The organism is Streptomyces sp. NPDC087787 (assembly GCF_044743035.1).
Lineage (GTDB): Bacteria > Actinomycetota > Actinomycetes > Streptomycetales > Streptomycetaceae > Streptomyces.
Genome location: NZ_JBIUVQ010000001.1, coordinates 627,208 through 649,807, shown reverse-complemented (window position 1 = coordinate 649,807; position 22,600 = coordinate 627,208). Strand labels below are relative to the sequence as shown.

At 72.1% G+C, this 22,600-nt stretch carries 23 protein-coding genes; 15 read left to right on the top strand and 8 right to left on the bottom strand.

Annotated elements, in window-relative coordinates:
• Window positions 1-13: 13 nt before the first annotated feature.
• Window positions 14-892 carry an MHYT domain-containing protein gene (locus ACIOWN_RS02985; RefSeq protein ID WP_362349478.1) on the bottom strand — a complete coding sequence of 293 codons (879 nt, stop codon included), beginning with the start codon at window positions 890-892 and terminating at the stop codon, window positions 14-16.
• 282 nt (window positions 893-1,174) lie between these two features.
• Between ACIOWN_RS02985 and ACIOWN_RS02980 the strand changes: the two genes are divergently transcribed.
• The 4 genes from ACIOWN_RS02980 (at window position 1,175) to ACIOWN_RS02965 (ending at window position 4,661) form a co-directional block, all read left to right on the top strand.
• Entirely contained in the window at window positions 1,175-2,053 is an 879-nt protein-coding gene (locus tag ACIOWN_RS02980) for a glycerophosphodiester phosphodiesterase (protein WP_401980005.1), read from the top strand.
• A gap of 68 nt (window positions 2,054-2,121) precedes the next feature.
• A complete protein-coding gene (locus ACIOWN_RS02975; protein WP_362349474.1) occupies window positions 2,122-2,697 on the top strand; it encodes a methylated-DNA--[protein]-cysteine S-methyltransferase in 576 nt (191 codons plus the stop codon).
• A gap of 126 nt (window positions 2,698-2,823) precedes the next feature.
• Window positions 2,824-3,729, top strand: coding sequence for a pseudouridine-5'-phosphate glycosidase (locus ACIOWN_RS02970; protein ID WP_362349472.1), 906 nt, complete (start codon window positions 2,824-2,826; stop codon window positions 3,727-3,729).
• Window positions 3,714-4,661: a PfkB family carbohydrate kinase gene (locus ACIOWN_RS02965; protein WP_362349471.1), complete on the top strand. Its 948-nt coding sequence runs from the start codon at window positions 3,714-3,716 to the stop codon at window positions 4,659-4,661. Before ACIOWN_RS02970 ends, ACIOWN_RS02965 begins: the two co-directional genes overlap by 16 nt.
• A gap of 51 nt (window positions 4,662-4,712) precedes the next feature.
• Here the strand turns inward: ACIOWN_RS02965 and ACIOWN_RS02960 are convergent, their stop codons facing one another.
• Entirely contained in the window at window positions 4,713-5,615 is a 903-nt protein-coding gene (locus tag ACIOWN_RS02960) for a methyltransferase domain-containing protein (protein ID WP_362349469.1), read from the bottom strand.
• A gap of 155 nt (window positions 5,616-5,770) precedes the next feature.
• On the opposite strand from ACIOWN_RS02960, the gene ACIOWN_RS02955 reads away from it, so the two are divergent.
• Window positions 5,771-6,862 (top strand): magnesium and cobalt transport protein CorA, encoded by a 1,092-nt coding sequence (locus ACIOWN_RS02955; RefSeq protein WP_362349518.1) that lies wholly within the window; start codon window positions 5,771-5,773, stop codon window positions 6,860-6,862.
• Between the two features lie 18 nt (window positions 6,863-6,880).
• On the opposite strand, the gene ACIOWN_RS02950 is transcribed toward ACIOWN_RS02955, so the two are convergent.
• Window positions 6,881-7,513, bottom strand: coding sequence for a uridine kinase (locus ACIOWN_RS02950; RefSeq protein ID WP_362349467.1), 633 nt, complete (start codon window positions 7,511-7,513; stop codon window positions 6,881-6,883).
• A 113-nt stretch (window positions 7,514-7,626) separates the two neighbouring features.
• Here ACIOWN_RS02950 and ACIOWN_RS02945 point away from each other — a divergent pair, with 113 nt between their 5' ends.
• Together ACIOWN_RS02945 and ACIOWN_RS02940 are read left to right on the top strand one after the other, a co-directional pair.
• Window positions 7,627-8,319, top strand: coding sequence for a DUF2293 domain-containing protein (locus tag ACIOWN_RS02945; RefSeq protein WP_401980001.1), 693 nt, complete (start codon window positions 7,627-7,629; stop codon window positions 8,317-8,319).
• Between the two features lie 337 nt (window positions 8,320-8,656).
• The gene (locus tag ACIOWN_RS02940) at window positions 8,657-10,144 is read left to right on the top strand and encodes a glutamate synthase subunit beta (RefSeq protein ID WP_362349464.1); all 1,488 of its coding nucleotides are present in this window, start codon (window positions 8,657-8,659) and stop codon (window positions 10,142-10,144) included.
• Window positions 10,145-10,285: 141 nt separating this feature from the next.
• On the opposite strand, the gene ACIOWN_RS02935 is transcribed toward ACIOWN_RS02940, so the two are convergent.
• The 3 genes from ACIOWN_RS02935 to ACIOWN_RS02925 all read right to left on the bottom strand — a co-directional run bounded on the left by ACIOWN_RS02935 (window position 10,286) and on the right by ACIOWN_RS02925 (window position 12,300).
• Window positions 10,286-11,074 carry an SAM-dependent methyltransferase gene (locus tag ACIOWN_RS02935; protein ID WP_362349462.1) on the bottom strand — a complete coding sequence of 263 codons (789 nt, stop codon included), beginning with the start codon at window positions 11,072-11,074 and terminating at the stop codon, window positions 10,286-10,288.
• 92 nt (window positions 11,075-11,166) lie between these two features.
• On the bottom strand, window positions 11,167-11,439 hold the full coding sequence (locus tag ACIOWN_RS02930) for a DUF397 domain-containing protein (RefSeq protein ID WP_100569534.1): 273 nt from the start codon (window positions 11,437-11,439) through the stop codon (window positions 11,167-11,169).
• Window positions 11,440-12,300: a helix-turn-helix transcriptional regulator gene (locus tag ACIOWN_RS02925; RefSeq protein ID WP_326802031.1), complete on the bottom strand. Its 861-nt coding sequence runs from the start codon at window positions 12,298-12,300 to the stop codon at window positions 11,440-11,442.
• 248 nt (window positions 12,301-12,548) lie between these two features.
• On the opposite strand from ACIOWN_RS02925, the gene ACIOWN_RS02920 reads away from it, so the two are divergent.
• Together ACIOWN_RS02920 and ACIOWN_RS02915 are read left to right on the top strand one after the other, a co-directional pair.
• Window positions 12,549-13,187, top strand: a complete 639-nt coding sequence (locus ACIOWN_RS02920) for an ATP-binding protein (protein ID WP_401980241.1) — start codon at window positions 12,549-12,551, stop codon at window positions 13,185-13,187.
• Window positions 13,178-13,630, top strand: a complete 453-nt coding sequence (locus ACIOWN_RS02915) for a hypothetical protein (protein ID WP_362349460.1) — start codon at window positions 13,178-13,180, stop codon at window positions 13,628-13,630. Before ACIOWN_RS02920 ends, ACIOWN_RS02915 begins: the two co-directional genes overlap by 10 nt.
• A 30-nt stretch (window positions 13,631-13,660) precedes the next feature.
• Here the strand turns inward: ACIOWN_RS02915 and ACIOWN_RS02910 are convergent, their stop codons facing one another.
• Window positions 13,661-13,846: a hypothetical protein gene (locus tag ACIOWN_RS02910; RefSeq protein WP_159024888.1), complete on the bottom strand. Its 186-nt coding sequence runs from the start codon at window positions 13,844-13,846 to the stop codon at window positions 13,661-13,663.
• A gap of 190 nt (window positions 13,847-14,036) precedes the next feature.
• Here ACIOWN_RS02910 and ACIOWN_RS02905 point away from each other — a divergent pair, with 190 nt between their 5' ends.
• The 5 genes from ACIOWN_RS02905 (at window position 14,037) to ACIOWN_RS02885 (ending at window position 21,205) form a co-directional block, all read left to right on the top strand.
• Window positions 14,037-15,275, top strand: coding sequence for an MFS transporter (locus tag ACIOWN_RS02905; protein ID WP_362349458.1), 1,239 nt, complete (start codon window positions 14,037-14,039; stop codon window positions 15,273-15,275).
• Between the two features lie 202 nt (window positions 15,276-15,477).
• Window positions 15,478-16,419 carry an ABC transporter ATP-binding protein gene (locus ACIOWN_RS02900; protein WP_362349456.1) on the top strand — a complete coding sequence of 314 codons (942 nt, stop codon included), beginning with the start codon at window positions 15,478-15,480 and terminating at the stop codon, window positions 16,417-16,419.
• Window positions 16,416-17,777, top strand: a complete 1,362-nt coding sequence (locus ACIOWN_RS02895; RefSeq protein WP_401979998.1) for an ABC transporter permease — start codon at window positions 16,416-16,418, stop codon at window positions 17,775-17,777. The genes ACIOWN_RS02900 and ACIOWN_RS02895 overlap by 4 nt, the downstream gene beginning before the upstream one ends.
• Before the next feature lie 3 nt (window positions 17,778-17,780).
• Complete coding sequence (locus ACIOWN_RS02890; RefSeq protein WP_401979995.1) at window positions 17,781-20,543, top strand: alkaline phosphatase family protein; 2,763 nt, start codon at window positions 17,781-17,783, stop codon at window positions 20,541-20,543.
• A 191-nt stretch (window positions 20,544-20,734) separates the two neighbouring features.
• Window positions 20,735-21,205, top strand: a complete 471-nt coding sequence (locus ACIOWN_RS02885; protein WP_362349450.1) for a GNAT family N-acetyltransferase — start codon at window positions 20,735-20,737, stop codon at window positions 21,203-21,205.
• Window positions 21,206-21,310: 105 nt separating this feature from the next.
• Here ACIOWN_RS02885 and ACIOWN_RS02880 read toward each other — a convergent pair whose 3' ends face one another.
• The gene (locus ACIOWN_RS02880; RefSeq protein WP_401979992.1) at window positions 21,311-22,024 is read right to left on the bottom strand and encodes a uracil-DNA glycosylase; all 714 of its coding nucleotides are present in this window, start codon (window positions 22,022-22,024) and stop codon (window positions 21,311-21,313) included.
• Between the two features lie 55 nt (window positions 22,025-22,079).
• Between ACIOWN_RS02880 and ACIOWN_RS02875 the strand changes: the two genes are divergently transcribed.
• Window positions 22,080-22,580, top strand: coding sequence for an RNA-binding S4 domain-containing protein (locus ACIOWN_RS02875; protein ID WP_362349446.1), 501 nt, complete (start codon window positions 22,080-22,082; stop codon window positions 22,578-22,580).
• Window positions 22,581-22,600 lie beyond the last annotated feature (20 nt).

The window sequence follows — 22,600 nt, the reverse complement described above, 5'->3', positions numbered from 1 at the left end:
CAACGGGTTCTGATCAGCGGTTCTGCGGAGTGCGGGAGCGTTCGCGGACCGTCTCGCGGGCGGGGTCGCGGTGGGCGCGGACCGGGGAGCGGCGGGCGGAGTGGGCGACGCGTTCGCGCGCCGGGACGCCCGGCTTGTCCTCGACCGGGGTCCAGCCGGACCGGCCTGCGATCATCAGCGGGTCGAACAGGACGACGGCACCGGTGAGCAGCAGGAAGATCAGCGGGCCGATCAGCATCGGCGTGAGCAGGGCCGCCGACGACTCGCCGACGACGGCGCCGCCCGTGTCGTGCAGGTGGACGTCGAGGGCGGCCATGCTCGTGTAGTGCATGCCGACGCCGGCGAGTCCCATCACGAGGCCGGCGCCGACGCTCCAGAGGAACCCTTTCGCCCGTCCGGCGACCCAGAGGGACGCGGTCGCGGCGACGACGGCGATCAGCACGGAGGCCACGACGATGGGAATGTCGTAGTCGACGGTGCCGTCGAGTCGCATCCCGGCCATGCCCAGGTAGTGCATGCTGGCGACACCGAGGCCGGTGATCGTGCCACCGGTGAACAGGGCGGAGCCGGTCGCGCCCCGGTAGCCGACGATGAAGATCCCGATACCCGTCATGACGACGGCGACGGCCAGACTCGCGTACGTCGTCGACCGGTCGTAGTCGATCGAGACCTCTTCGACGGTGAAACCGGTCATCGCGACGAAGTGCATGGTCCAGATGCCCGAGCCGACCGCCGCCGCTCCCAGGGCGAGCCAGCCCGGGCGCCAGGAGCGGGCGACGAGCAGGGCGCGGGTGGTGCAGCGCAGGCCGAGGGCCCCGCCGAGGCAGGCCATGAGACAGGCCACCAGTGGAGTGACGAGCCCGTAGCTGAATCCGTCGACGGTTCCGTGCATGCGGTCGCCCTTCCGCCTCTCAAGTCCCGGAAATCGTGAATGCCCCCGTCCCAGGACCGCCACGCGGTCAGGGTTGACGCTGAGAGTATGACTGCCACCGGAATGGCCGAACGACTTTCCGGCAAAGAAGCACGGCCTCGTCGCAGATGTGCGGCACCCGTGAGCGAGTTCGGCCGGATCCGTACGGCCTGTGATCCCACCCGTGGCCCATCCGCGGGCGCCTCGTTGACCCTGTGCTGTCAGTGTTGTGCTGTCCGTGGTCGTTCGTCGCGAGGAGTACGCATGCACGCGCGCGCAGTCGCCGCCCTGGCCACCGCTCTCGCGGCGGCCGCCGCCCTGTTCCTGCCCGTCTCGGGGACACAGGCCGCCGAGGTCCGACGACCGCAGCCCGTGGTCGTCGCCCACCGGGGCGCCTCCTCCCACGCCCCGGAGAACACGCTGCCCGCCGTCGACAAGGCGGCGGCGCTCGGCTTCTCCTGGGTGGAGAACGACGTGCAGCGCACCAAGGACGGCGAGCTCGTGGTCGTCCATGACGCCACCTTGAAGCGGACGACCAACGTCGAGCGGCTCTTTCCCGGCCGGGCTCCCTGGAACGTGAAGGACTTCACCGCCGCCGAGATCGCCCGCCTGGACGCGGGCAGCTGGTTCTCCCCCGCCTTCGCGGGCACGCGCGTGCCGACGCTCGACCAGTACATGCGCCGGCTCGAGCACAACCACGAGAAGCTGCTCCTGGAGATCAAGAATCCCGAGCTGTACCCGGGGATCGAGGCACAGACCCTCAAGGTGCTCGCCAACGACGGCTGGCTCGACCAAAGGCACCTGGCGAGCCGTCTGATCGTGCAGAGCTTCAGCGCCGACAGCGTTCGGATCGTGCACGCGCTGAAGCCCGCTGTCCGGACCGCCCTCCTCGGCCACCCGGACACGGCCGACCTGCACCGGTACGCGGCCTTCGTGGACCTGGTCAACCCCTCGTACCGCTCGCTGTCGGCGGAGTACACGGCGGCCGTCCGCGCACACCGGGGACCGCACGGCGCCCCGCTGGGGGTCTTCGCCTGGACGGTGGACGACGCAGCCGGCGCCCGGACCGTCGCCGGCTACGGCGTGGACGGCATCATCACGAACAAGCCGGACGTGGTACGCGCGGCGCTCAAAACCGTCTGATCCCACGACGGCGCAGGTCGGACCCGAGTATCAGCATCAATGTCAGTGCTGGGCCGTACCGTAATCGCATGGACAGCCACGAGCGGGACGGGCAGCGGGTCGTGCAGGACGAACAGCGGGTCGTATGGGCCGTCGTCGGTACCGGCATCGGCCCACTGCTGCTGGCAGCGACCCCCGAGGGCCTGGTCAACGTCGTCTTCCACGCCACCGACGCGGTACGGGAGCGCGCGCTGGCCCGGCTGGCGTCCCGGCTGGGCACCGAACCGGTCGAGGCGCCCGACTCCCCCTTGCTCACGGAGGCGATACGCCAGGTGCGGGCGTACTTCGCGGGCGAGCGGCAGGACTTCGAGCTGCCGCTGGACTGGTCGCTGATCTCCGGCTTCAACCGGCAGGTGCTGCGCGAACTGGCGTCGGGTGTGCCGTACGGCTCGGTCGTCGGGTACGGCGATCTGGCCGACCGGGTGGGGCAGCCGGGTGCCGCCCAGGCGGTGGGGGCGGCGATGGGCGCCAATCCGCTGCCGGTGGTCGTGCCGTGCCATCGGGTCGTCGAGAGCGACGGGGGCATAGGCGGCTTCGGCGGCGGCCTGGAGGCCAAGCGCAGGCTGCTCGCGCTGGAAGGCGTGCTGCCCGAGCCGCTGTTCTGAGACGCCGGGCGCGACGAGCAGCGCGTGCGCTGGTGGTGGTGCCCTTGACCACCGGCCGCAGGGGTTTGACCCGGTACGGCGCCCGCCAGAGATGAGGGGAGAGCCCGACAGACGGGAGGCAGGCACGTGCTGGTGGTGTCCGAAGAGGTACGGGAGGCGCTGGCGGCGCGTCGACCCGTGGTGGCCCTGGAGTCCACGATCATCGCCCATGGGCTGCCGCGCCCACGCAATCTCCAGGTGGCGCTGGAGTTGGAGGACGTGGTGCGGCAGGAAGGCGCCGTGCCGGCGACCATCGCGGTACTGGACGGCCAACCCCATGTCGGCCTGGACAAAGGACAGTTGGAGCGGGTCGCGAACGAGGAGGGGATGCGCAAGCTCGGCCACCGCGACCTGCCGCTCGCGACGGCCGCGCGGGCGAGCGGAGCGACCACGGTGTCGGCGACGGCGCTGCTGGCCTCGCTGGCGGGCATCCGCGTGTTCGCCACGGGCGGGCTCGGCGGGGTGCACCGGGAGTGGACGGTGACGCAGGACGAGTCCGCCGACCTCGGGCTGCTGGCGCGCACACGGATCACGGTCGTGTGTGCGGGGGTCAAGTCGATCCTGGACGTTCCGGCGACCTTGCAGCGGCTGGAGACGCTGGGGATCGCGGTGGCCGGGTACCGCACGGACCGCTTCCCCGGCTTCTACCTGTCCGACTCCGGACACCCGGTGGACTGGACGCTGCGGACGCCGGAGGACGTGGCCGAGGTCATGCGGGCACAGAACGCGCTGCGGGCGCCGGAGTCGGCGCTGATCGTCGCCAACCCCGTGCCGCCTCAGGAGCAGTTGGACCCCGAACTGCACGCGCGGGTGCTAGCCGACGCGCTGCACGCGTGCGCGGAGGAGGGCGTCACGGGGCAGGCGGTGACCCCGTTCCTGCTCGACTACCTGGTGCGGCACACCGACGGCGCCTCGCTGCGCGCCAACCTGGCGGCGGTGCGCGGCAACGCACGGCTGGCGGCACTGATCGCGTCGGCGTGGGCCCTGCCGTGACGGCCGCCGGAGCGCTACTGGTGGTCGGGGACGTCGTGACGGATGTCGTCGTACGGCATCGCGGGCCGCTCGCCACCGGCACCGACACCTCCGCCGCGGTCCGGATGCTGCCGGGCGGGGCGGGTGCCAACGTCGCCTGCTGGGCGGTCCACAGCGGATGCCGGGAGGTCCGGCTGCTGGGGCGGGTGGGCGCGGAGTCGGCGGGCTGGCACGAACGGGCGCTGATCGCCTCGGGGGTGCGTCCCCACCTGGTGGTCGATCCCGGGGCCCCGACCGGGACGGTGGTCTGCCTCGTCGACTCCTCGGCGGCGGCCGAGCGCACGTTCCTCACGGACAGCGGGGCGTCGCTTCGCCTGGAGGCGGGCGACTGGTCCGACCCGCTGCTCGACGGAGTGGACCGGCTGCATCTGTCGGGCTACCTGCTGTTCTCGGGAACGGGCCGGGCGCTGGTGGCGCGGGCCGTCACGGCGGCCCGCGCGCGTGGTGTGCCGGTGAGCCTGGATCCCGCGTCGGCCGGATTCCTCGTCACGCTGGGCGTGGACCGGTTCCTCCCGCTCGTCGAGGGCGTGGACCTGCTGCTGCCGAGCCGCGACGAGGCCTGCCTGCTGACGGGCCTGCCCGACCCGGCGGACGCGGCGGCCGAGCTGAGCCGCCACGTCCCGCTGGTGGTCATGAAGCAGGGCGCCTCCGGAGCGCGGGTGGCGTACACGGGCGCCGTCCGCGCCCACGTACCCGCGGTACCGGCCATCACGCGGGACACCACCGGCGCGGGTGACGCCTTCACCGGCGCGTTCCTCGCCGCCCTGCTGGCCGGCGCCACCCCCGAGACGGCGGCGGCCCGGGGCTGCGCGGCGGGCGCGCTCGCGGTGGCGCGGGTGGGCGCGCGGCCGCCGAGAGCCCGGTGCTCTTCCGAGGTTTTCCGAGCCCTGTGACCTTTCGAGGCCTTCAGCGCCGGTGACCTTCCGGTCGGCGGTCCCGAGGTGCTACGGCTTGGTGCCCCAAGCGGAGATCATCGGCGCCGTGGTCAGGTCCATGGTGCCGGAGGCCACGTTGGCCAGGTGCTGGTCGATCTCCTCGTCGGTGGCCAGGCCCGCGGCGACGAGGCGGGCGCGGATCTGCCGGACCGTGGCGGACTCCAGGGCGGTGCAGGCCGGGGAGGTGACCGGGAAGTAGGCGTCGGCCTCCACCTGGTGGAGACCGGCCTCGCGCAGCAGGCGCGGGAGTCTGCGGCCGTAGGACAGGTCGGCGCCGCGGTCGGCCAGCAGGCGGCGGAAGCCGTGGCGCAGCCGGTTGGCCAGTTCCTCCGCGGGGCCGTGCTCGTCCGGGCAGACCAGGGGCTGGAGGGCCGGGTCGGCGTCCTCCAGCAGCAGCCGTCCGCCGGGTCGCAGCGCCTTGATCATGGACCGCAGTGCCCGTTCCCGGTCCGGCACGTGGACGAGGACGAGCCGGGCGTGGACGAGGTCGAAGTCCTCCCCCGGCGGCTCCTCGACGCCCACGTCGTGGACCCTGACCTCCACCGGCGGGCGGGCGGCCCCGGCGATCAGCGAGGTGTCGATGTCGGTCGCGACGACCGTGCCGGTGGGGCCGACCCGCTCGGCCAGCCAGGAGACGACGGAGGTGCCGCCGGCGCCGACCTCCCAGCAGCGCCACCCGGGTCCGGCACCGAGTCCTTCGAGGTGGCGGAATGTCGTGGGGTCGAAGAGGGCCGCGAAGGCGTCGAAGCGCTCGCCCGCCTCGGTCTGCCGGTTGGCGAGCAGATATCCGCCGCCGTCCGTGCCCTCGTGCCGGCCCCCGTCCTGGCTCTCGTTCCGGCCTTCGTGCCCGTCCTCGCCGTGGCCGATGTCGGTGCCCGAGGGCCCGTCCGCTTGCCCGTCGCTGTACCTCATACCGCGATCATCCCAGCCGTCTTCGACACCCGCCGCGTTCGTCCACAGGCGGGAACTCAGCGGAACGTGCGGTTTCCACAGGATTGCCCGGTGCTCACGTGAGCCTGGCAGACTGGCTCGACCAGGCGGCAAAAGGTGCACGCGAGGAGATCCGGATGTCCATGGCGGGGAATCTGCGGAAGGTGGCTCGGCTGGCCCGAGGGCGGCGCCGGGTCGACCTGAGCCATCCCGCCCGGTCCCCGCTGGGCTCCGCCGTGGTGAACTGCGTGGCCTACCAGGACGGCGAGCGGGTCCCGGACGCCGGCGATCTGGTGGAGGCCGTGACGCGGGTGCGCAAGGCCCGTGACGGTTTCGTCTGGCTGGGGCTGCACGAGCCGACGGACGAGGAGTTCGCGGGCATCGCGGACCTCTTCGACCTGCACCCGCTGGCGGTGGAGGACACGGTCAAGGCGCATCAGCGCCCGAAGGTGGAGCGGTACGGCGAGACGCTGTTCGCGGTGTTCAAGACGGTCTGCTACCTCGAGCACGAGAAGCTGACGGCGACGAGCGAGGTGGTGAGCACCGGCGAGATCATGGTGTTCACCGGGCAGGACTTCGTGATCACCGTGCGGCACGGCAGGCACGGCTCACTCGGTCCCATGCGCGAGGAGCTGGAGTCCGATCCGGCGCAGCTCGCCAAGGGGCCGGCGGCGGTGCTGCACGCGATCGCGGACCACGTGGTCGACGACTGTCTGAGCGTCACCGGCTCGTTCCAGGAGGACATCGACGAGGTGGAGGCCGAGGTGTTCGCGGAGGACGGCGAGCGTGTCGATCCGGGGCGGATCTACCAGCTCAAGAGGGAGCTGCTGGAACTGAAGCGGGCCGTCGTGCCGCTGGGCCGCCCGCTGGAGGAGCTGTCCGCCCGGCCGATGCGGGTGGTCGGCCCGGAGATACAGGCGTACTTCCGGGACGTCCTCGACCATCAGACGCGGGCCAAGGAGCAGATCGCCGCCTTCGACGAACTGCTGAACTCGATACTCCAGGCCCACCTCGCGCAGGTGACGGTGGCGCAGAACGAGGACATGCGCAAGATCACGGCCTGGGCCGCGGTGATCGCCGTCCCGACCATGGTGTGCGGGGTGTACGGCATGAACTTCGAGGTGATGCCGGAGCTTCACTGGCGGTACGGCTATCCGCTGGTCATCTGCCTGATATCCGCCATATGCCTGTCGCTGTACCGCGGCTTCCGCCGCAACGGCTGGCTCTGATTCCAGTTGGCGCCGGGCTCAGCCGTTCCAGGCGGGGTGCCGGAGGTCGTCGGCGCGTACCAGGACGTCGGCGGTGCCGGCCGGGTCGGTCTCGGCGTCGTAGCGCTCGAAGGCGGGCAGTGTCCAGTGCTCGGCCTCCGGGGTACGGCGGCGCAGGGCGCCCGGGGAGAGGAGGAGATGGACGGTCAGGTCGAAGGGGAACCAGTGCCGCAGCAGGAGGGGGCCGTGCAGCAACAACAGGGCGCCGGGCGGGAGCTGGACGTAGTCGCTGCGGGTGGCGCGGTCGGTGACCGGGTCCCGCAGGTCGGGCAGCACGCGTCCGTCACCGCCGGGTTCGAGCGGGCCGAAGACCTCGCGCCACAGGGCGCCGGTGTCGATCCAGCCGTTGTAGTAGGACTCCTCGTCCCGGTGGCCGTGCTCCAGGCGGAGGGAGGCCGGGCGCAGGAAGCCCTCGGTGTCCACCACCACCGCGGGGCGGCCGAGCGGCCGAAGTGCCTCGGCGACGCGGTGGGCCAGGTCGCCCGGGAGGGCTGCGGGGGCGCCGTCGAAGGCGATGCGAGGCCAGGGGCTGCCGTCGGCGGGCTCGAGGTCGAGCAGGCGCTCCGCGAGGAGGTCGCCGAGCCGTTCCCACGTGATCGCTTGAAGTCGCACACGCCCATGATGCGCCAGGGCGGGAGCGAGGTGCGGAGGGAAGGGCGTCCGGACACAGGCCCGGGAATGTACGACGTATGGCCCCGCACACGGCCTCACATACGTCCTCGCATATGACTCCGCTGCCCGTGCCTCGGCCGTCCGACGGGCTTCTCGTCGTCCAGCCGGTGCGCCGCAAGCACTGCGCCGCGTGCCGGCGCGGCCCGCTGCCGCTGCTCGTGCTGGAGGAGGGGGTGCCGCGGTGCCTGGACTGCGCCGACCTCGGGCACCTGGTCTTCCTGCCGCGGGGCGACACCGCGCTGACGCGCCGGTCGCGGGAGGAGAGCGCGCTGTCGGCGGTGGTCGTGCGGTTCAACCGGCGCAGGAGCCGTTACGAGCGGCAGGGCGTCCTCGTCGAGGAGGCGGCGCTGGCCCGCGCGGAGCAACGGTGCCTGGCGGACGCCGAGGCCCGGCGCCGTCGCCGGGCGCGCGACGCCCGGCGGCGCGCGGCCGAGGACGTACGCATCACGGACGCGTTCGCGGCGGAGGTCCTGCGGCTCTTTCCCGCCTGCCCGCCGGACCGCGCGCGGGCCATAGCCGCGCATGCCTCTCTGCGCGGCAGTGGACGGGTCGGCCGCAGCGCGTCGGGGCGCGCCCTGTCCGAGGCCGCGGTCACCTCGGCGGTCGCGGCCTCCGTGCGTCACCTGGACACGCCCTACGACCGGCTGCTGATGAGCGGGGTGGCTCGGCCCGAGGCCCGGCGCCGGATCAGGCCCGCCGTTAACTCGGTGCTGCGGGCCTGGCGGGAACCGGAGCCGCACGCTTAGCACCCACCCGGGCCGGCGGCTCCGCGCGTGCCGCACGACGGACGCCTCCTGCGGCGGGCGCACCGCATCACGGACCTCCCCGGCCGCGCGTACCGCATACGTGCCCCGCCCGCGCGCGCCGCGCCACATGGGTGCCCGGCCCGCGTGCGCCGCGCCATGGACACACCCGCCGGACACACCCGCCGGACGCGCCCGCCTGGCGCGCCCGCCTGGCGCGCCCGCCTGGCGCGCCCGGCTCCGGGCGCCCCGCCGCACCGGGATACCGGGCTCTGCGTCTGGTGGGCGGCGGACGTATCGTGGCCGGAAAGAGGTGGTGCCCGAGGCAAGGGGGACGGCCATGGCCGATCCCAGGGGTTTCATGACCACACCCCGCCAGGAATGGCCCCGCAGGCCGGTCGAGGAGCGGGTACGGGACTGGCACGAGGTGTACGTGCCGGGCGGGCTGCTTCCGATCATCAGCAAGCAGGCCGACCGGTGCATGGACTGCGGGGTTCCCTTCTGCCACGAGGCCTGTCCGCTGGCCAATCTGATCCCCGAGTGGAACGACCTGGTGTCCCGGGAGGACTGGCGGGCGGCCGCCGACCGGTTGCACGCGACGAACAACTTCCCCGAATTCACCGGGCGGTTGTGTCCGGCGCCGTGCGAGGCGGGATGCGTGCTCGCGATCAACCAGCCGGCGGTCACCATCAAGAACGTCGAGTGCGCGATCGCCGACCGCGCCTGGGAGGAGGGGTTCACCCCGCCGCGCCCACCGGACCGGTTGTCCGGGCGGACCGTCGCGGTGATCGGGTCGGGGCCGACCGGGCTCGCCGCGGCCCAGCAGCTGACCCGTGCGGGACACACGGTCGCCCTGTACGAGCGGGACGACCGGCTCGGCGGGCTGATGCGGTACGGCATCCCCGCGTTCAAGATGGAGAAGCACCATCTGGAGCGGCGGTTGGAGCAGATGCTGGCCGAGGGGACGAAGTTCCGTGCGTCGACGGAGGTCGGGCGGGACGTAGGGGCCCGGGAGGTGCGGGCGCGCTACGACGTCGTGGTGATCGCCACGGGTGCCACGGCTTGGCGTGAACTACCGGTACCGGGCAGGGAGTTGACCGGCATCCATCAGGCGATGGAGTACCTGCCGCTGGCCAACCGGGTGTGCGAGGGCGATGTGGAGACCTCACCGGTGTGCGCGGCGGGCCGGCATGTAGTGATCGTGGGCGGTGGGGACACGGGAGCCGACTGCCTGGGCACGGCTGTGCGGCAGGGCGCCGCGTCCGTGACCCAGCTCGACATCTACGCCCAGCCGGGCGCGGAGCGCGACGAGGACCTCGAACCGTGGCCGACCTACCCGAAGATCTACCGGCTGTCGCCCGCGCACCAGGAGGCGGGCGACCTGGGCACCGCGCCGGTCGCGGACGCGGACGCGCGGCTGTTCGCCGCGTCGACGCTCCGCTTCACCGGCGACGCCGACGGGCATGTGCGCGAGTTGCACCTGGCCGAGGTGGACGCGGAACGGCGCCCCCGGCCGGGCACCGAGCGCGCGATCCCGGCCGATCTGGTGCTGCTCGCGCTGGGCTTCTCCGGCCCGTCCCAGGAGGACGGCCTCATCGACCAGTTGGGGCTGCGGCTCACTCCCCGGGGCACGATCGCCCGGGACCCCGCCTTCGCGACGAACGTTCCCGGCGTGTTCGCCGCCGGGGACGCCGCCCGCGGCCAGTCGCTGATCGTCTGGGCCATCGCCGAAGGGCGCGCGGTCGCGGCGTCCGTGGACCACCACCTGACGGGCGCCCGGAGCCTCCCGTCCCCGATCGGCCCGTACGACCGTCCGATGCGGGTGTGACATCCGCGGCGCCCCGCCTGGCCGGCAGGGCGCCGCGGACGTCTCACTGCGCCACGACCACCGCAGTCACGACCACCGCAGTCATGGCTTTCGCGGATACGGATTCCGCGGCCGCGGATCCCCTGGTCACGGATCCCGTGGTCACGGCTTTCGCGCCACCGCCCCGTAGCCCGGGATGACTCCGTCGTCCTGGCCCGGGACCGGGTCGCCCAGTTCCGGGTGCCACTTGTGGACGACCTCCACGCCGGGCTCGACGAGTTCCAGACCGTCGAAGAAGCGGCTGAACTCCTCGCGGGAGCGCAGGGCGAGGGTGACGCCCGCCGCCTTCAGCTTGGCCGTGGCCCTTTCGGAGTCCTCCGGAGTGAAGTCCGAGGTGGCGTGGGTCATCATCAGGTAGCTGCCCGAGGGCAGTTCGGCGAGGAGACGGGCGACCAGGTCGTGGGCGCCGTCCTCGTCGGTGATGAAGTGGAGCAGCGCCACCAGGGACAGGGCCACGGGCCGGCTGAAGTCCAGCACCTTCCCGGCGCCCTCCAGGATCGTGGCCGGGTCGCGGACGTCGGCCTGCACGTACTCGGTGATGCCCTCGGGCGCGCTGCGCAGCAGGGCCGCCGCGTGGGCCAGCACGATCGGGTCGTTGTCGCAGTAGACGACACGTGCGTCCGGCGAGACCGACTGGGCGACCTGGTGCAGGTTCGGCTCGGTCGGTATGCCGGTGCCGATGTCCAGGAACTGCCGTACGCCCTGGCCGGCCAGCCAGCGCGTCGCCCGGTGCATGAACGCGCGGTTGACCTTGGCCATCACCGGCACCCGCGGGTCGAGTGCCAGCATCTGCCGACCCAGTTCCTCGTCGACCGGGTAGTTGTCCTTGCCGCCGAGGTACCAGTCGTACATCCGCGCCGGATGCGGCTTGCTGGTGTCGATCTCGGTCATACGGCACCTCGTAAGCGTCTGAAGTGAGCAGTGGTCATGATCAAGTCGGTACCAAGATTAGGGAGTTGAGACAGTCAACAGACAGGGGTCGTTCAAGCCAGCAGGAAGTCCGCCTCTCCCGCCTTCGCGCCCTCGATGAACGCCGTCATCTCGTCGGTCGTGTAGATGAGCGCCGGTCCGTCCGGGTCGGTCGACTGACGGACCGCGATCCGGCCGTCGTCCAGCTTCATGGCCTCCAGGCAGTTGCCTCCGTTGCCCCCGCTCCACGGCTTGTGCCAGCCCTCGCTGCCGAGTTCGCGGGCGGGCATGCCGTTGTAGATGCCGCCGCGCAGCCGCGGCTTGGGCTGGTACGTGATGCGTTCCATTCACAGCTCCTTGCGGAAATCCCGGAGGATCTCCTTCGTGCGATGTGCAGTAGCGGCCTGCGCCGCCATGCGGTCCATGACCTCGAGGTGACTCGCCACCTCCTGACGCGCGTCCAGGTAGACCGCGCCGGTCAGGTACTCGCTGTAGACCATGTCCGGCAGTTCGGGCATGGCGAATCGGAACAGCACGAAGGGGCCGTACGTGCCGGCGTGCGGCCCCGCGGAGAACGGGGCGACCTGCAACGTCACGTTGGGCAGCCTCGCGGCCTCCAGCAGCCTGTCGATCTGGGCACGCATGACCTCGGGACCGCCGACCTGGCGGCGCAGCGCGGTCTCGTCCATCACCACCCAGAACCTGGGGGCGTCCGGGCGGGTGAGCAGGTCCTGGCGTTGCATGCGCAGCGCGACGTGGCGCTCTATGTCCTCGGGGCTGGTCTGGCCGACGGCGCCGGACTTGAGCACCCCGCGCGCGTAGTCCTCGGTCTGGAGCAGTCCGGGGACGAAGTGCGGCTCGTAGGACCGGATGAGCGCGGCGGCGCCCTCCAGGCTGACGTACATCGAGAACCAGCCCGGCAGGATGTCGTGGAACCGCTGCCACCAGCCCGGCTGGTTGGCCTCCTCGGCCAGCCGCGTGAAGGCCTCGGCCTCCTCGTCGGAGACGCCGTAGGCCTTCAGCAGCAGCTGGAGGTACGGGATCTTGAGGGCGACCTCGGCCATCTCCATACGGCGCACGGTGGCGGGCGCGACGTGCAGGATGCGAGCGGCTTCCTCACGCTTGAGCCCCGCGCTCTCCCGCAGGTCCCACAGGCGCCGGCCGAGCACGACCTGCCCGACGGTCGGCGCGGACCGCGGCTCACTCACACTCCACCTCCACTGACCCAGGAGCGAACTGTACGGACGGACGTGAGGATTCCGGAGGTTCCCGTCATGAATCCCGCACGACCCACGGCAACCGCGCGAAAGCCCGTTCGAAAATCCCGGGGCCCGGCGGTCTCAACTGGCGCCGTTCGACGTGCTGTTGCGAGCAGTGTGCCATGGCCGATCAGCGTGACTCCAACACTCTGCAACTTTCAGAGTGCCACTTGCCAAGTGTTCACGGCGGGGCGATAGTGGCAAGCGTGATTCCGTCTCCGCCCTTAGGAACAGACGCCGCCGCGAGCTCGCCGAGCCGCGGCGCGAGTACGAGCGCGGGCCCCGGCGGGGACGTTGCCGAGCGTCGGTTCCGTTTCGAGCTGGCCGCGCACCCCGGCTCCCCCGCGCAGGCCAGACGCCTGACCCGGACCCGGCTGACCGGCTGGTCCGTGTGCGAGGACACCTGCGACGCGGCCGCCCTCGTCGTCTCGGAGCTGGTCACCAACGCCATCGTGCACACCGCCAGCAGGCAGATCGTGTGCGAACTGCACGACGGGGACGAACGAGTGCGCATAGCCGTACGAGACGAGGGGTGCGCGCCGGGCGAGCCCCAGCCGTCGCCGCGGCAGCCCGAGGAGGAGCACGGGAGGGGACTGCTTCTCGTCGACGCCATGTGCCTGGCCTGGGGGGCCCAGGAGCAGGGCACCGGCCTGGTGGTGTGGGCGGAACTGCCGCGCGGCACCTCGCCCGCCCGGAGCGACCTGGGCTGGGGCGCCCGCCCGAAGCCGGTCCCGGCCCGCGACGCCGGCGACAAGAACGGCCCGCAGGTGCACGGCCAGGCGCACCGGCAGACCCACCGGCAGGCACATCACGAAACGGGGACCGCATGGCTGTGACCGACGCCGGCGCCTTGGGCGGCACCGGCCAGTCGCTCAACCTGGACACGCTCGTACACCTGGGCCGCCGCCTGCGCACCCACGGCACACCCCGGCGGCTGTCCCCGCCCGAGGGCATGACCGCCCCCCTGGGCTGCGACGCGGTCGCGGTCCCCGCCCACCTCGGTCCGCAGCTGATGCCCCGGCTTCCCCGCGTGGGCTGCGTCTACGCGGATCGCGCGCACTGGTGGTGGATCGTCCCCGCGGACTCCGACTACGCCCTGCGCTGGCCCGCTCCGGCCCACTACTCCCCGGGTGCGACGCTGCCCGCCTCGCCGACGGCGCCCACGCTCGTCCACCGCCCGGCGGGCACGATCCCCTACACCCCGCCGATCCCCCTCTATCTGGCCCTGTGCCGGATCACGGGGACGACCCCGGCCTGGTCCAGCACGGTCAGCGCGTAAGGAGGCCGGAAGGGCGGGTGAGCCGGCGGCTCACGCCGTGGCGTCACCGCCCGCCTCTCCGCCCCGGACGATCACCAGGAACGTGTCGGTCGCGAGGTCCATGACAACCTCGGCGGGCAAGCCCTCCAGACGTCGCGCATGCGCGAACTCCTCCGCCGGCCACGACCCGCGGGGACCGCCGGCGGGAAAGCGCTCGAGCACCGTTCGCCCGTTCACGCTGCACCTCCACGTTCAATGTCGTACGTGCAGATTTAACCGCCAAGAAGGGGGCGAACGCCTCTCCTGGTGACCCTACTGAGACGTACGTGACACCAGTTCACCGCCCAAGGTGCGTCGCGCCTCACATTTCCGGGCAGCATCAGCACCATCCGCGTCGATCCGCGCACAGCCCGTGTCCAGGGAGATCATGAAGGCCGCCCCCGAGTCGACGACGACCGTCCGCACGCCGCTGAGGCTCGCGGCCTTCCGGCGGTTCGTACTGGCCAACCTCATCTCGGCGACCGGGTCCGCGATGGCCCCGCTCGCACTGGCCTACTCGGTCATCGAGCAGGGCGGCGGAGCAGGGTCCCTCGGCCTGGTCCTTGCCACGAACACCGTCCCCACGATCGTGTTCCTCCTCGCGGGCGGCGTCTTCGCGGACCGCCTGTCCCGAAGCAGGATCCTGTTCCTGGGCAATCTGCTGGCGGCGGGCGCGCAGGGTGCGCTGGCCGTCACCGTGGCCACCGGGCATGCGACGACCGCTTCGATCGCGGCCTGCGGCTTCGTCTCGGGAACCGCGGCGTCCTTCACCGTGCCCGCCACGCAGGGTGCCGTCGCCCAGATCGTTCCCGCGGAGCACCTGCAGCAGGCCAACGCGCTGCTCAGACTGCCGAGCAACGCGGTCAAGGTGCTGGGGCCGGTCGCCGGCGGGCTGATCGTCGCGGCCAGTGGCGCGGCATGGGCCCTGGCCTGGGACGCGTTCACGTTCGCCGCCGCGGCCGTCCTCCTTCTCGGTCTGCGTCTGGACGCCCCGCTCACCAGGGCCGCCGGCGTCCTGGTGGACCTGCGTGCGGGCTGGAGCGGCTTCTGGTCGCGGACCTGGCTGTGGACCTACACGGCGGCCGGGACCGTCCTCGTCGCGGCATGGCTGGCGGGCTTCCAGCTCCTCGGCCCGCTCGTCGCCGCTCAGCGGTACGCGGGGGCACGCGACTGGGGCCTGATCCAGGCGGCCTTCGCCTCCGGCCTGCTGGCGGGGACCCTCGTGTGCCTGCGCTGGAAGCCGTACCGACTGCTCACCGTCGCGGTCGCGGCGGGCGGAGCCCTCGCGCTCCCGCTGACCGCCATGGCCTGCGGCTCGCCGCTGCTCCTCGTCCTGCTGGGCGCTTCGCTGGCGGGCATCGGGCTCGACATCGCGATCGTCGCCTGGACCACCGCGTTCCAACAGCACGTGCCCCGGGCCGAACAGGGCCGCATGAGCGCGTTCAACGGCATTGGGGAACGCCTCGCCATCCCCCTCGGCTACCTCATCACCGCCCTCGCGGCCCGCTCGTGGGACACCCAGGGCGTGCTGCTGGCGTGCGCCGGCCTGATCGCCGCGGCCGCCGTCCTCAACCTGTGCGTCCCGGACGTGTACCGCGTCAACCGCCTCGGGCGAGCCGATCAGTGAGACCGCCGCTGTTCGCGATGCGGACCTGAGTCACGCGCCCGTACCGCCGTACGGGCCTCAACGCGGCTCCGTACGCGACGACTTGGCGTGTAGTTGTCGTGAGCACGACCTTCCTTTCGTTCCATGAGCGTTCAACTCGCCGGTCCTGTGCGCGTCGTGCCGCCGTCCCTACGGTCCTTGAGGGCTGCGAAGGAAGGGACTCATGGACACACTCCTCGCGATCCGGGCCCGCGGGACGACCAAGTGTTTCGGCGACGTCGTCGCGCTCGACGGCGTCGACCTGACCGTGGAGCAGGGAAAGATCCACGGCTTGGCCGGACCGAACGGCGCCGGGAAGACGACACTGCTCGGGCTCCTGCTGGGGCTGGCCGTCGCCGACAGCGGCTCCCTCGAGATCCTGGGGACGCCCGTCGGGCGGGCGCTCACCGCTCCCGACGGCGTCGCCGGGTTCGTGGACGGGCCCGGGCTCTACCCCTCGCTCACCGCCCGGCAGAACCTCGCCGCGCTGGCCGCGCTGCGCGGCCTCGACGCGCGGACGGCGGGGATCGACGACGTGCTCGGCCAGGTCGGGCTCACCGATGTCGCCGACGACCCGGCCCGGGGCTTCTCCCTCGGGATGCGTCAACGGCTGGGACTCGCGGCGGCCCTGCTCACCCCACCCCGGCTGCTCGTGCTCGACGAGCCCGCCAACGGCCTCGATCCGGCCGGCAAGAGGCATGTGCACGGCGTCCTCACCCGGCTCGCGGCGGACGGCACCTGCGTCGTGCTGTCGAGCCACCGCATGGAGGACCTGGAGGCACTGTGCTCCGAGGTCACCATCCTGGCCACCGGACGGGTCGTCTTCTCCGGTCCGTTGAGCAAGCTGGCCGCCGAGAACCCCGAACTCGACTACCGGCTGCTCACCTCCGATCCGCGGGCCGCCCGCCGGCTGGCCGACGGCACGCCCGGGATCCGCGTCGTCGACGACGCCGTGGCACGGCACGGCGCCGAGACGCTCGTCGTACGCGCGCCGGTGCCCGCTCTCGACGAACTGGTGGTGCGGCTCGTGGGCGCGGGCATCGCGTTGCGTGAACTCGCCCCCGTGGTGTCGCCGTTGGAGGCCGCGTTCCTCGCCCTCACCGAGCAGCGGGAGGACGGCCGATGACCGCGACCACCGTCGCCCACGAGCACGCCGCCGTCGCCCGCCGCGTCCCGGTGGCCCGCTGTTACCGCTTCGAACTGGTCAAGCTGGTCTCGCAATGGCGGATCCGCCTGCTGGTTCTCGCCTGCTGGACCGTGCCGGGGCTCTTCGTCGCGGCGGTGAGCCTGCAGAGCACGCTTCCCTCCGACACCCTCTTCGGCCGCTGGATGCACGCCACCGGGTGGGCCGGTCCGCTGGTGATGCTCGGTTTCGCCGGCACCTGGGCGCTCCCGCTGCTGACCTCGGTGGTCGCGGGCGACGTGTTCGCCTCCGAGGACCGGCTCGGCACCTGGCGCCATCTGCTCGTCGCGGTCCGCTCGCCCCGGCAGATCTTCGCGGCGAAGGCGCTGGCCGGCCTCACCGTCATCCTGCTGCTCGTGGCCGGGCTGGCGTGTTCCAGCACGGTCGGCGGCGTCCTCGCGGTGGGCAACCAGCCACTGGTCGGCCTCGACGGCCACCTGCTGACGCCGGGGGACGCCGCCGGCAAGGTCCTGCTCGCCTGGCTCTGCGTGCTCGCCCCCACCCTGGCGCTCGCCGCGATCGGACTGCTCGGGTCCGTCGCGCTGGGGCGGTCCCCGATGGCGCTGCTGCTGCCCGCGCTCGCCGCGCTCGCGACGCAGCTCGCCCAGATGCTGCCGCTGCCGGTCGCCGTACGTCTCGCCCTGCCCGGCTACGCCTTCATCGCCTGGAACGGCCTGTTCACCGGCCCGGCGCAGCTCGGCCCGCTGCTGATCGGTGTCGTGGTCGCCCTGGTGTGGGCGGTGGCCGCCACGTCCCTGGCGTATCTGCTCTTCCTGCGACGCGACTTCACCAACCCGGCCCACGACGGCTCCGGACGGCACGCGATCACCATCGGACTCCTGCCGCCGGCCGGACTGACCGCCCTCACGGTCGCGGTCATCGCCGTGGCGACACCGTCCACGGGCTCCGGGATCGAGCAGGACAAGGTGCAGCGGTCGGTCGCCACGGCGTTCGCACACCTGTACCGCATGCAGACCGAGCAGCTCAACCGCCCGGCGGTCACCGAGGCGCGGCTCCGGGCCACTGCGGCGTGCGACAAGGGTTCCGGCCAGGTCGCCGCGCAGGGGCCCGGCAACGACTGGCGCTGCGTCGTCACCTGGCATCTCCCCGGCGTCGAGGCTCCGGGGACGGCCATCTACCAGCTCGACGTCACCGCGGACGGCCGGTTCGTGGCCGACGGCGACGGACCCAAGGAAGTGAACGGCTACTTCCTGGTGCGGTCCCCGACCGGGGACACACCGAACCCGCTCTGGCAGTTCGACGGCAACGTCGAACTGCTCGCGACCACTCCGAAGGGATGATCCATGCAGGTGACTCGGCGCCGTCGGCATGTCGAGAAGGGGCAGGCCGGCCTGTTCGGCAGACGCTTCAGCCGCCGCACCTCGCTGGTGACGGCGTGCATCGCCACGGCCGCGCTGGTGGTCTCCGGTACCGCTTTCGCCGAGACGCACCAGTTCGGCACCCGGCAGGTCGGCCAGATGACCGATCAGGGGCTGGTCGTCTCCAGCGACCAGTACGTCGCCCCGTACGGTGACCGCCTCGTGATCGACAACGGCAAGATCATGTCGTCCTCGGTCAGCCCGGACGGCACCCACCTCGCGGCCTCGGTCACCGACGGCGGGATGGCGCTGTCCATCGTGAACCTGAAGAACTGGAAGGTGCAGCAGCTCGTCGGCAACAGCGCCTCGGCGGACCTGCGCATCAGCGGCAACGACGTGGGCCAGGAAGGCCCCGCGTACTCGCCCGACGGCTCGCAGCTGTGGCTGGGCCGGACCGACGGCTACACCAGGTTCACGGTGCGGCCGGACGGCAGTGTCGCGGACCCGACGTTCATCGGGGTCCCGGCGGACGGGTCCAGGCACGCGCTGGTGGGCGCGGCGGTGTTCTCACCCGACGGCTCCACCGTGTACTCCGCGGTCAACGGCCAGAACCGGGTGGTCGCCATCGACGCGGCGACCGGCGCCGTCCGGCGCAGCTGGGCCGTGGGCAACGCGCCCCGTGGCATCGTCAGGGTCGGCGACAAGCTGTACGTCAGCAACGAGGGCGGGCGTCCGGCGAAGCCCGGTGACACCACGATCAACTCGTACGGCACCCAGGTGCCGGCCGACCCGGTGACCGCGGCCACCACCACCGGCACGGTCAGCGTCATCGACCTGGCGCGCCCCGACTCCGCCGCCAAGAGCATCGACGTCGGTCTGCACCCGACCGCCCTGTACGCCAGGAAGGGGGCGGTGTTCGTCACCAACACCGCCACCAACGACGTCTCGGTCATCGACACCGCCCGCGGCAAGGTCGTGCAGACCATCGCCACCCGGCCGTGGCCGGAGGCGTCGGTGGGCTACGAGCCCGACGCGGTGACGCTCACCGGCGACGGCCATCTGCTGGTGACGCTCGGCCGCGCCAACGCGGTCGCCGTCTACCGGTACACGACCCCGCAGGAGCCGGTCAGCTACGTCGGCCTGCTCCCGACGGACTACTTCCCGTCCGAGATCGCCACCGTCGGCAACGAGGTGGTGGTCTCCAACACCCGTGGCATCGACGCCCGCCGCCCCACCACCGCGGCCGGGCACGGCACCCACGACACGACGTCGAGCCTCCAGCGGTTCAGGCTGCCGAACGACCACGTCATCAAGTCCTGGACCAGGAAGGTGTTCCGGCAGAACGGCTGGACAAGCGGCTCGGTCGAGCTGACCCGGGGCAAGGGCGGCGGCAAGGCGAAGGCGGTGCCGGTCCCGGACCGGATCGGCGACCCCTCGACGATCAAGCACGTGTTCCTGATCGTCAAGGAGAACCGGACCTACGACCAGGTCTTCGGTGACCTTCCGCAGGGCAACGGCGACCCGGCCCTCGCGCAGTTCGGCGAGAACGTGACGCCGAACCAGCACGCGCTGGCGAAGCAGTTCGGGCTGTACGACAACACGTACGACATCGGCACGAACTCCGCCGAGGGCCACAACTGGCTGATGCAGGCGGACAACCCGGAGTACACGGAGTCCTCCGCCGGTGAGTACGCGCGCAGTTACGACACCGAGGACGACGCCCTCGGCCACCAGCGCAGCGGGTTCCTCTGGACCGGCGCGCAGGCCGCGGGCAAGTCCGTGCGGAACTTCGGCGAGTTCCAGCAGTTCCTGACCAAGCCGGCGGACGCCACCTGGCAGAACCTGTACTGCGACGCCAAGAACATGGACGCGACCGGGCAGGACACCGCCTACACCCTGCACTCGTCCTCGCCGATACCGTCGCTCAACGACGTGTCGGTGCACGGCTTCCCGAAGTACGACCTCAGTGTCCCGGACCTCTACCGGTACGAGATCTGGAAGCGTGACTTCGAGAAGAACGGGCCGGCGAACCTGAACATGTTCTGGCTCTCCAGCGACCACACCGGCGGACCGGCGAACGCGTCCGCCCAGGTCGCGGACAACGACCTCGCCACCGGCAGGATCATCGACAGGATCTCGCACAGCCCGTACTGGAAGGACTCGGCGATCTTCGTCGTCGAGGACGACTCCCAGGCCGGCCTCGACCACGTCGACGGCCACCGGGCCCCGATCCAGATCATCAGCCCCTGGGCCCGGCACGGAGTCGTCGACAGCCGCTACTACTCGCAGATCACGATGGTCCGCACCATCGAGCAGATCCTCGGGATCCACCCGATGAACCAGAAGGACAGCGCGGCCAGCCCGATGACCGGGGCGTTCACGCAGAAGCCGGACCTCACGCCGTTCACGGCCGTGCCCAACCGGGTCCCGCTGACGGCCGGCCTGAAGACCCCGCCCGCCTGCGGGGTGGACACCCCGGCGCCGCAGAACCCGCGTGCCGCGGCCGCGCCGTCGGTGACGGTTCCGGCGGACAAGCGGGCGGTCGCGGCGAAGTGGGACGCCTGGAAGTCGAAGCAGCGTCTGACCGGGCCCGACGCCAGGCCCGATTTCGCGAACCCGGCTCAGATGAACCACTTCACGTGGTACGAGACGCACGGGTGGAAGACGCCGTACCCCGGCGAGAAGAAGGTCTTCGCACCGGACGACGTGCCCGGCGCCTACCTCCCGTCACCGGAGTCCGACGGCTGACGGCTGCTGCCCCGCTGACGGCTGCGTCGTCAGCGGGGCGGCATGGGCGGGCGGGGTCGGGCCAGGCCGTGAAATTGGGCTGCGACATCGGGGACACGCGTGGAGGATGGAGAAGTTGCCCGGCCCCGTCCGTCCAAGGGACTCCCGTGATCCGACGCGTCGCCACAGCCCCCGGTGTTGTTCCGCCGCCCGTGTACACGAGCGCTGAGAGCACCGTCGCTCTGCGCCGGGCGCGTGCCACGGATGCGCGGGCCGTCGCAGATGTCTGGCTGCGGTCCTTCGCCGCCGCGCTGCCGAGTGTCGTCCGGCCGCACTCCGACGACGCGGTGCGTGCCTGGTTCCGTGATGTCGTGGTGCCCCGCCAGGAGACCTGGGTCGCCGACGCGGGCGGTGACAGCGGCGTCGTGGGCCTGATGGTGCTCGGCGACGACGTGCTGGAGCAGTTGTACCTCGCCCCGGACTGGCGCGGGCAGGGCCTCGGCGACCGCTTCGTCGCCCTCGCCAAGGAACGCGGGCCGCGGGGCCTTTCCCTGTGGACGTTCCAGGTCAACCGGCCCGCCCACCGCTTCTACGAGCGCCACGGCTTCGTGGCCGCCGAATACACCGACGGCAGCGGGAACGAGGAGCGGGAGCCGGACGTGCGGTACGTGTGGAAGCCCTGAGACCGGGCCGGGCGCCTGGGGCCTCTCGTTTGGATCAGGCCGGGCTGATCCGGCCTGATCCAAACGAAAGACCCTAGTACCGCGACCGGGCGTAGTGACCGCGGGCTACCCGGTCGGCGGCCTCACTGGCAGCCCCGCCGTTCGGGCCGCCGTCCGCAGCACGTCTCGGAGCATGGTGGGGGTGAGTCTGCCGGTGAAGGTGTTGCGCTGGCTGACGTGGAAGCAGGCGAAGAGGTCGAGGCCGTCGAGGGACACCCGGGCGCCGTGGGCGAAGGGCGGGCGGGGGCGGGGGACGGGCCAGCCGGCTTCGGCGAAGGCAGGGAGGGCGGCCTGCCAGCCGAAGGCGCCCAGGACGACCACCGCGCGGAGGGTGGGGCGCAGCAGGGTGAGTTCCTGGACCAGCCAGGGACGGCAGGTGTCCCGTTCGCCGGGGGTGGGCTTGTTGGCGGGTGGTGCGCAGTGCACGGGGGAGGACACACGTATCCCGTACAGTTCCAGGCCGTCGTCGGCGGAGGTGGAGGTGGGCTGGGAGGCCAGCCCCAGCTCGTACAGGGCCTCGTACAGCACGTCGCCCGAGCGGTCGCCGGTGAACATGCGGCCGGTGCGGTTGCCGCCGTGTGCCGCCGGGGCGAGTCCGACGATCAGCAGACGGGCGTCCGCCGGTCCGAATCCCGGCACCGGGCGGCCCCAGTACGTCCAGTCGGCGAACGCGGCCCGCTTGGTGCGTGCCACCTCCTCCCGCCAGGCGACCAGCCGCGGGCAGGCCCGGCAGTCGGTGATCCGCCCGTCGAGGGCGGCGAGGCTGCTGCTCTCGTCCATGGCTCCACGGTAATTACCTCCGGGTCGAGGCCGTCGGGCCGCTAAGGTCGGATGCATGGCTTCGCAGGACGACCAGGACCGAGACGTGGATCCGAAGACGACCGCCGCTGTCGCCGCCGCCGAGGCGGCCGGCCCGGCGAGCGGGGAGAACGTAAGGATCGACAGCTGGATCTGGGCCGTCCGGCTGGTCAAGACCCGCTCCATCGGCGCCACCGCGTGCCGGGGCGGGCATGTCCGGGTGAACGGGGAACGCGTGAAGCCCGCCTACTCGGTGCGCGTCGGCGACGAGGTGCGGCTGCGGCACGAGGGCCGCGAGCGGATCGTCGTCGTCAAGCGGCTGATCCGCAAGCGCGTGGGCGCCCCCATCGCGGTCCAGTGCTACGTCGACAACTCCCCGCCGCCCCCGCCCCGCGAGGCCGTCGCCCCGATCGGCATCCGCGACCGCGGCACCGGCCGCCCCACCAAGCGCGACCGCCGCGAGCTGGAGCGCCTGCGGGACCTGGGCGGGCCGGGTGGCTTCGGAGGCGGACCGGCGGGCCGTCCCAAGGAGCGGTGACACCGGTCCGGGCGGTCACG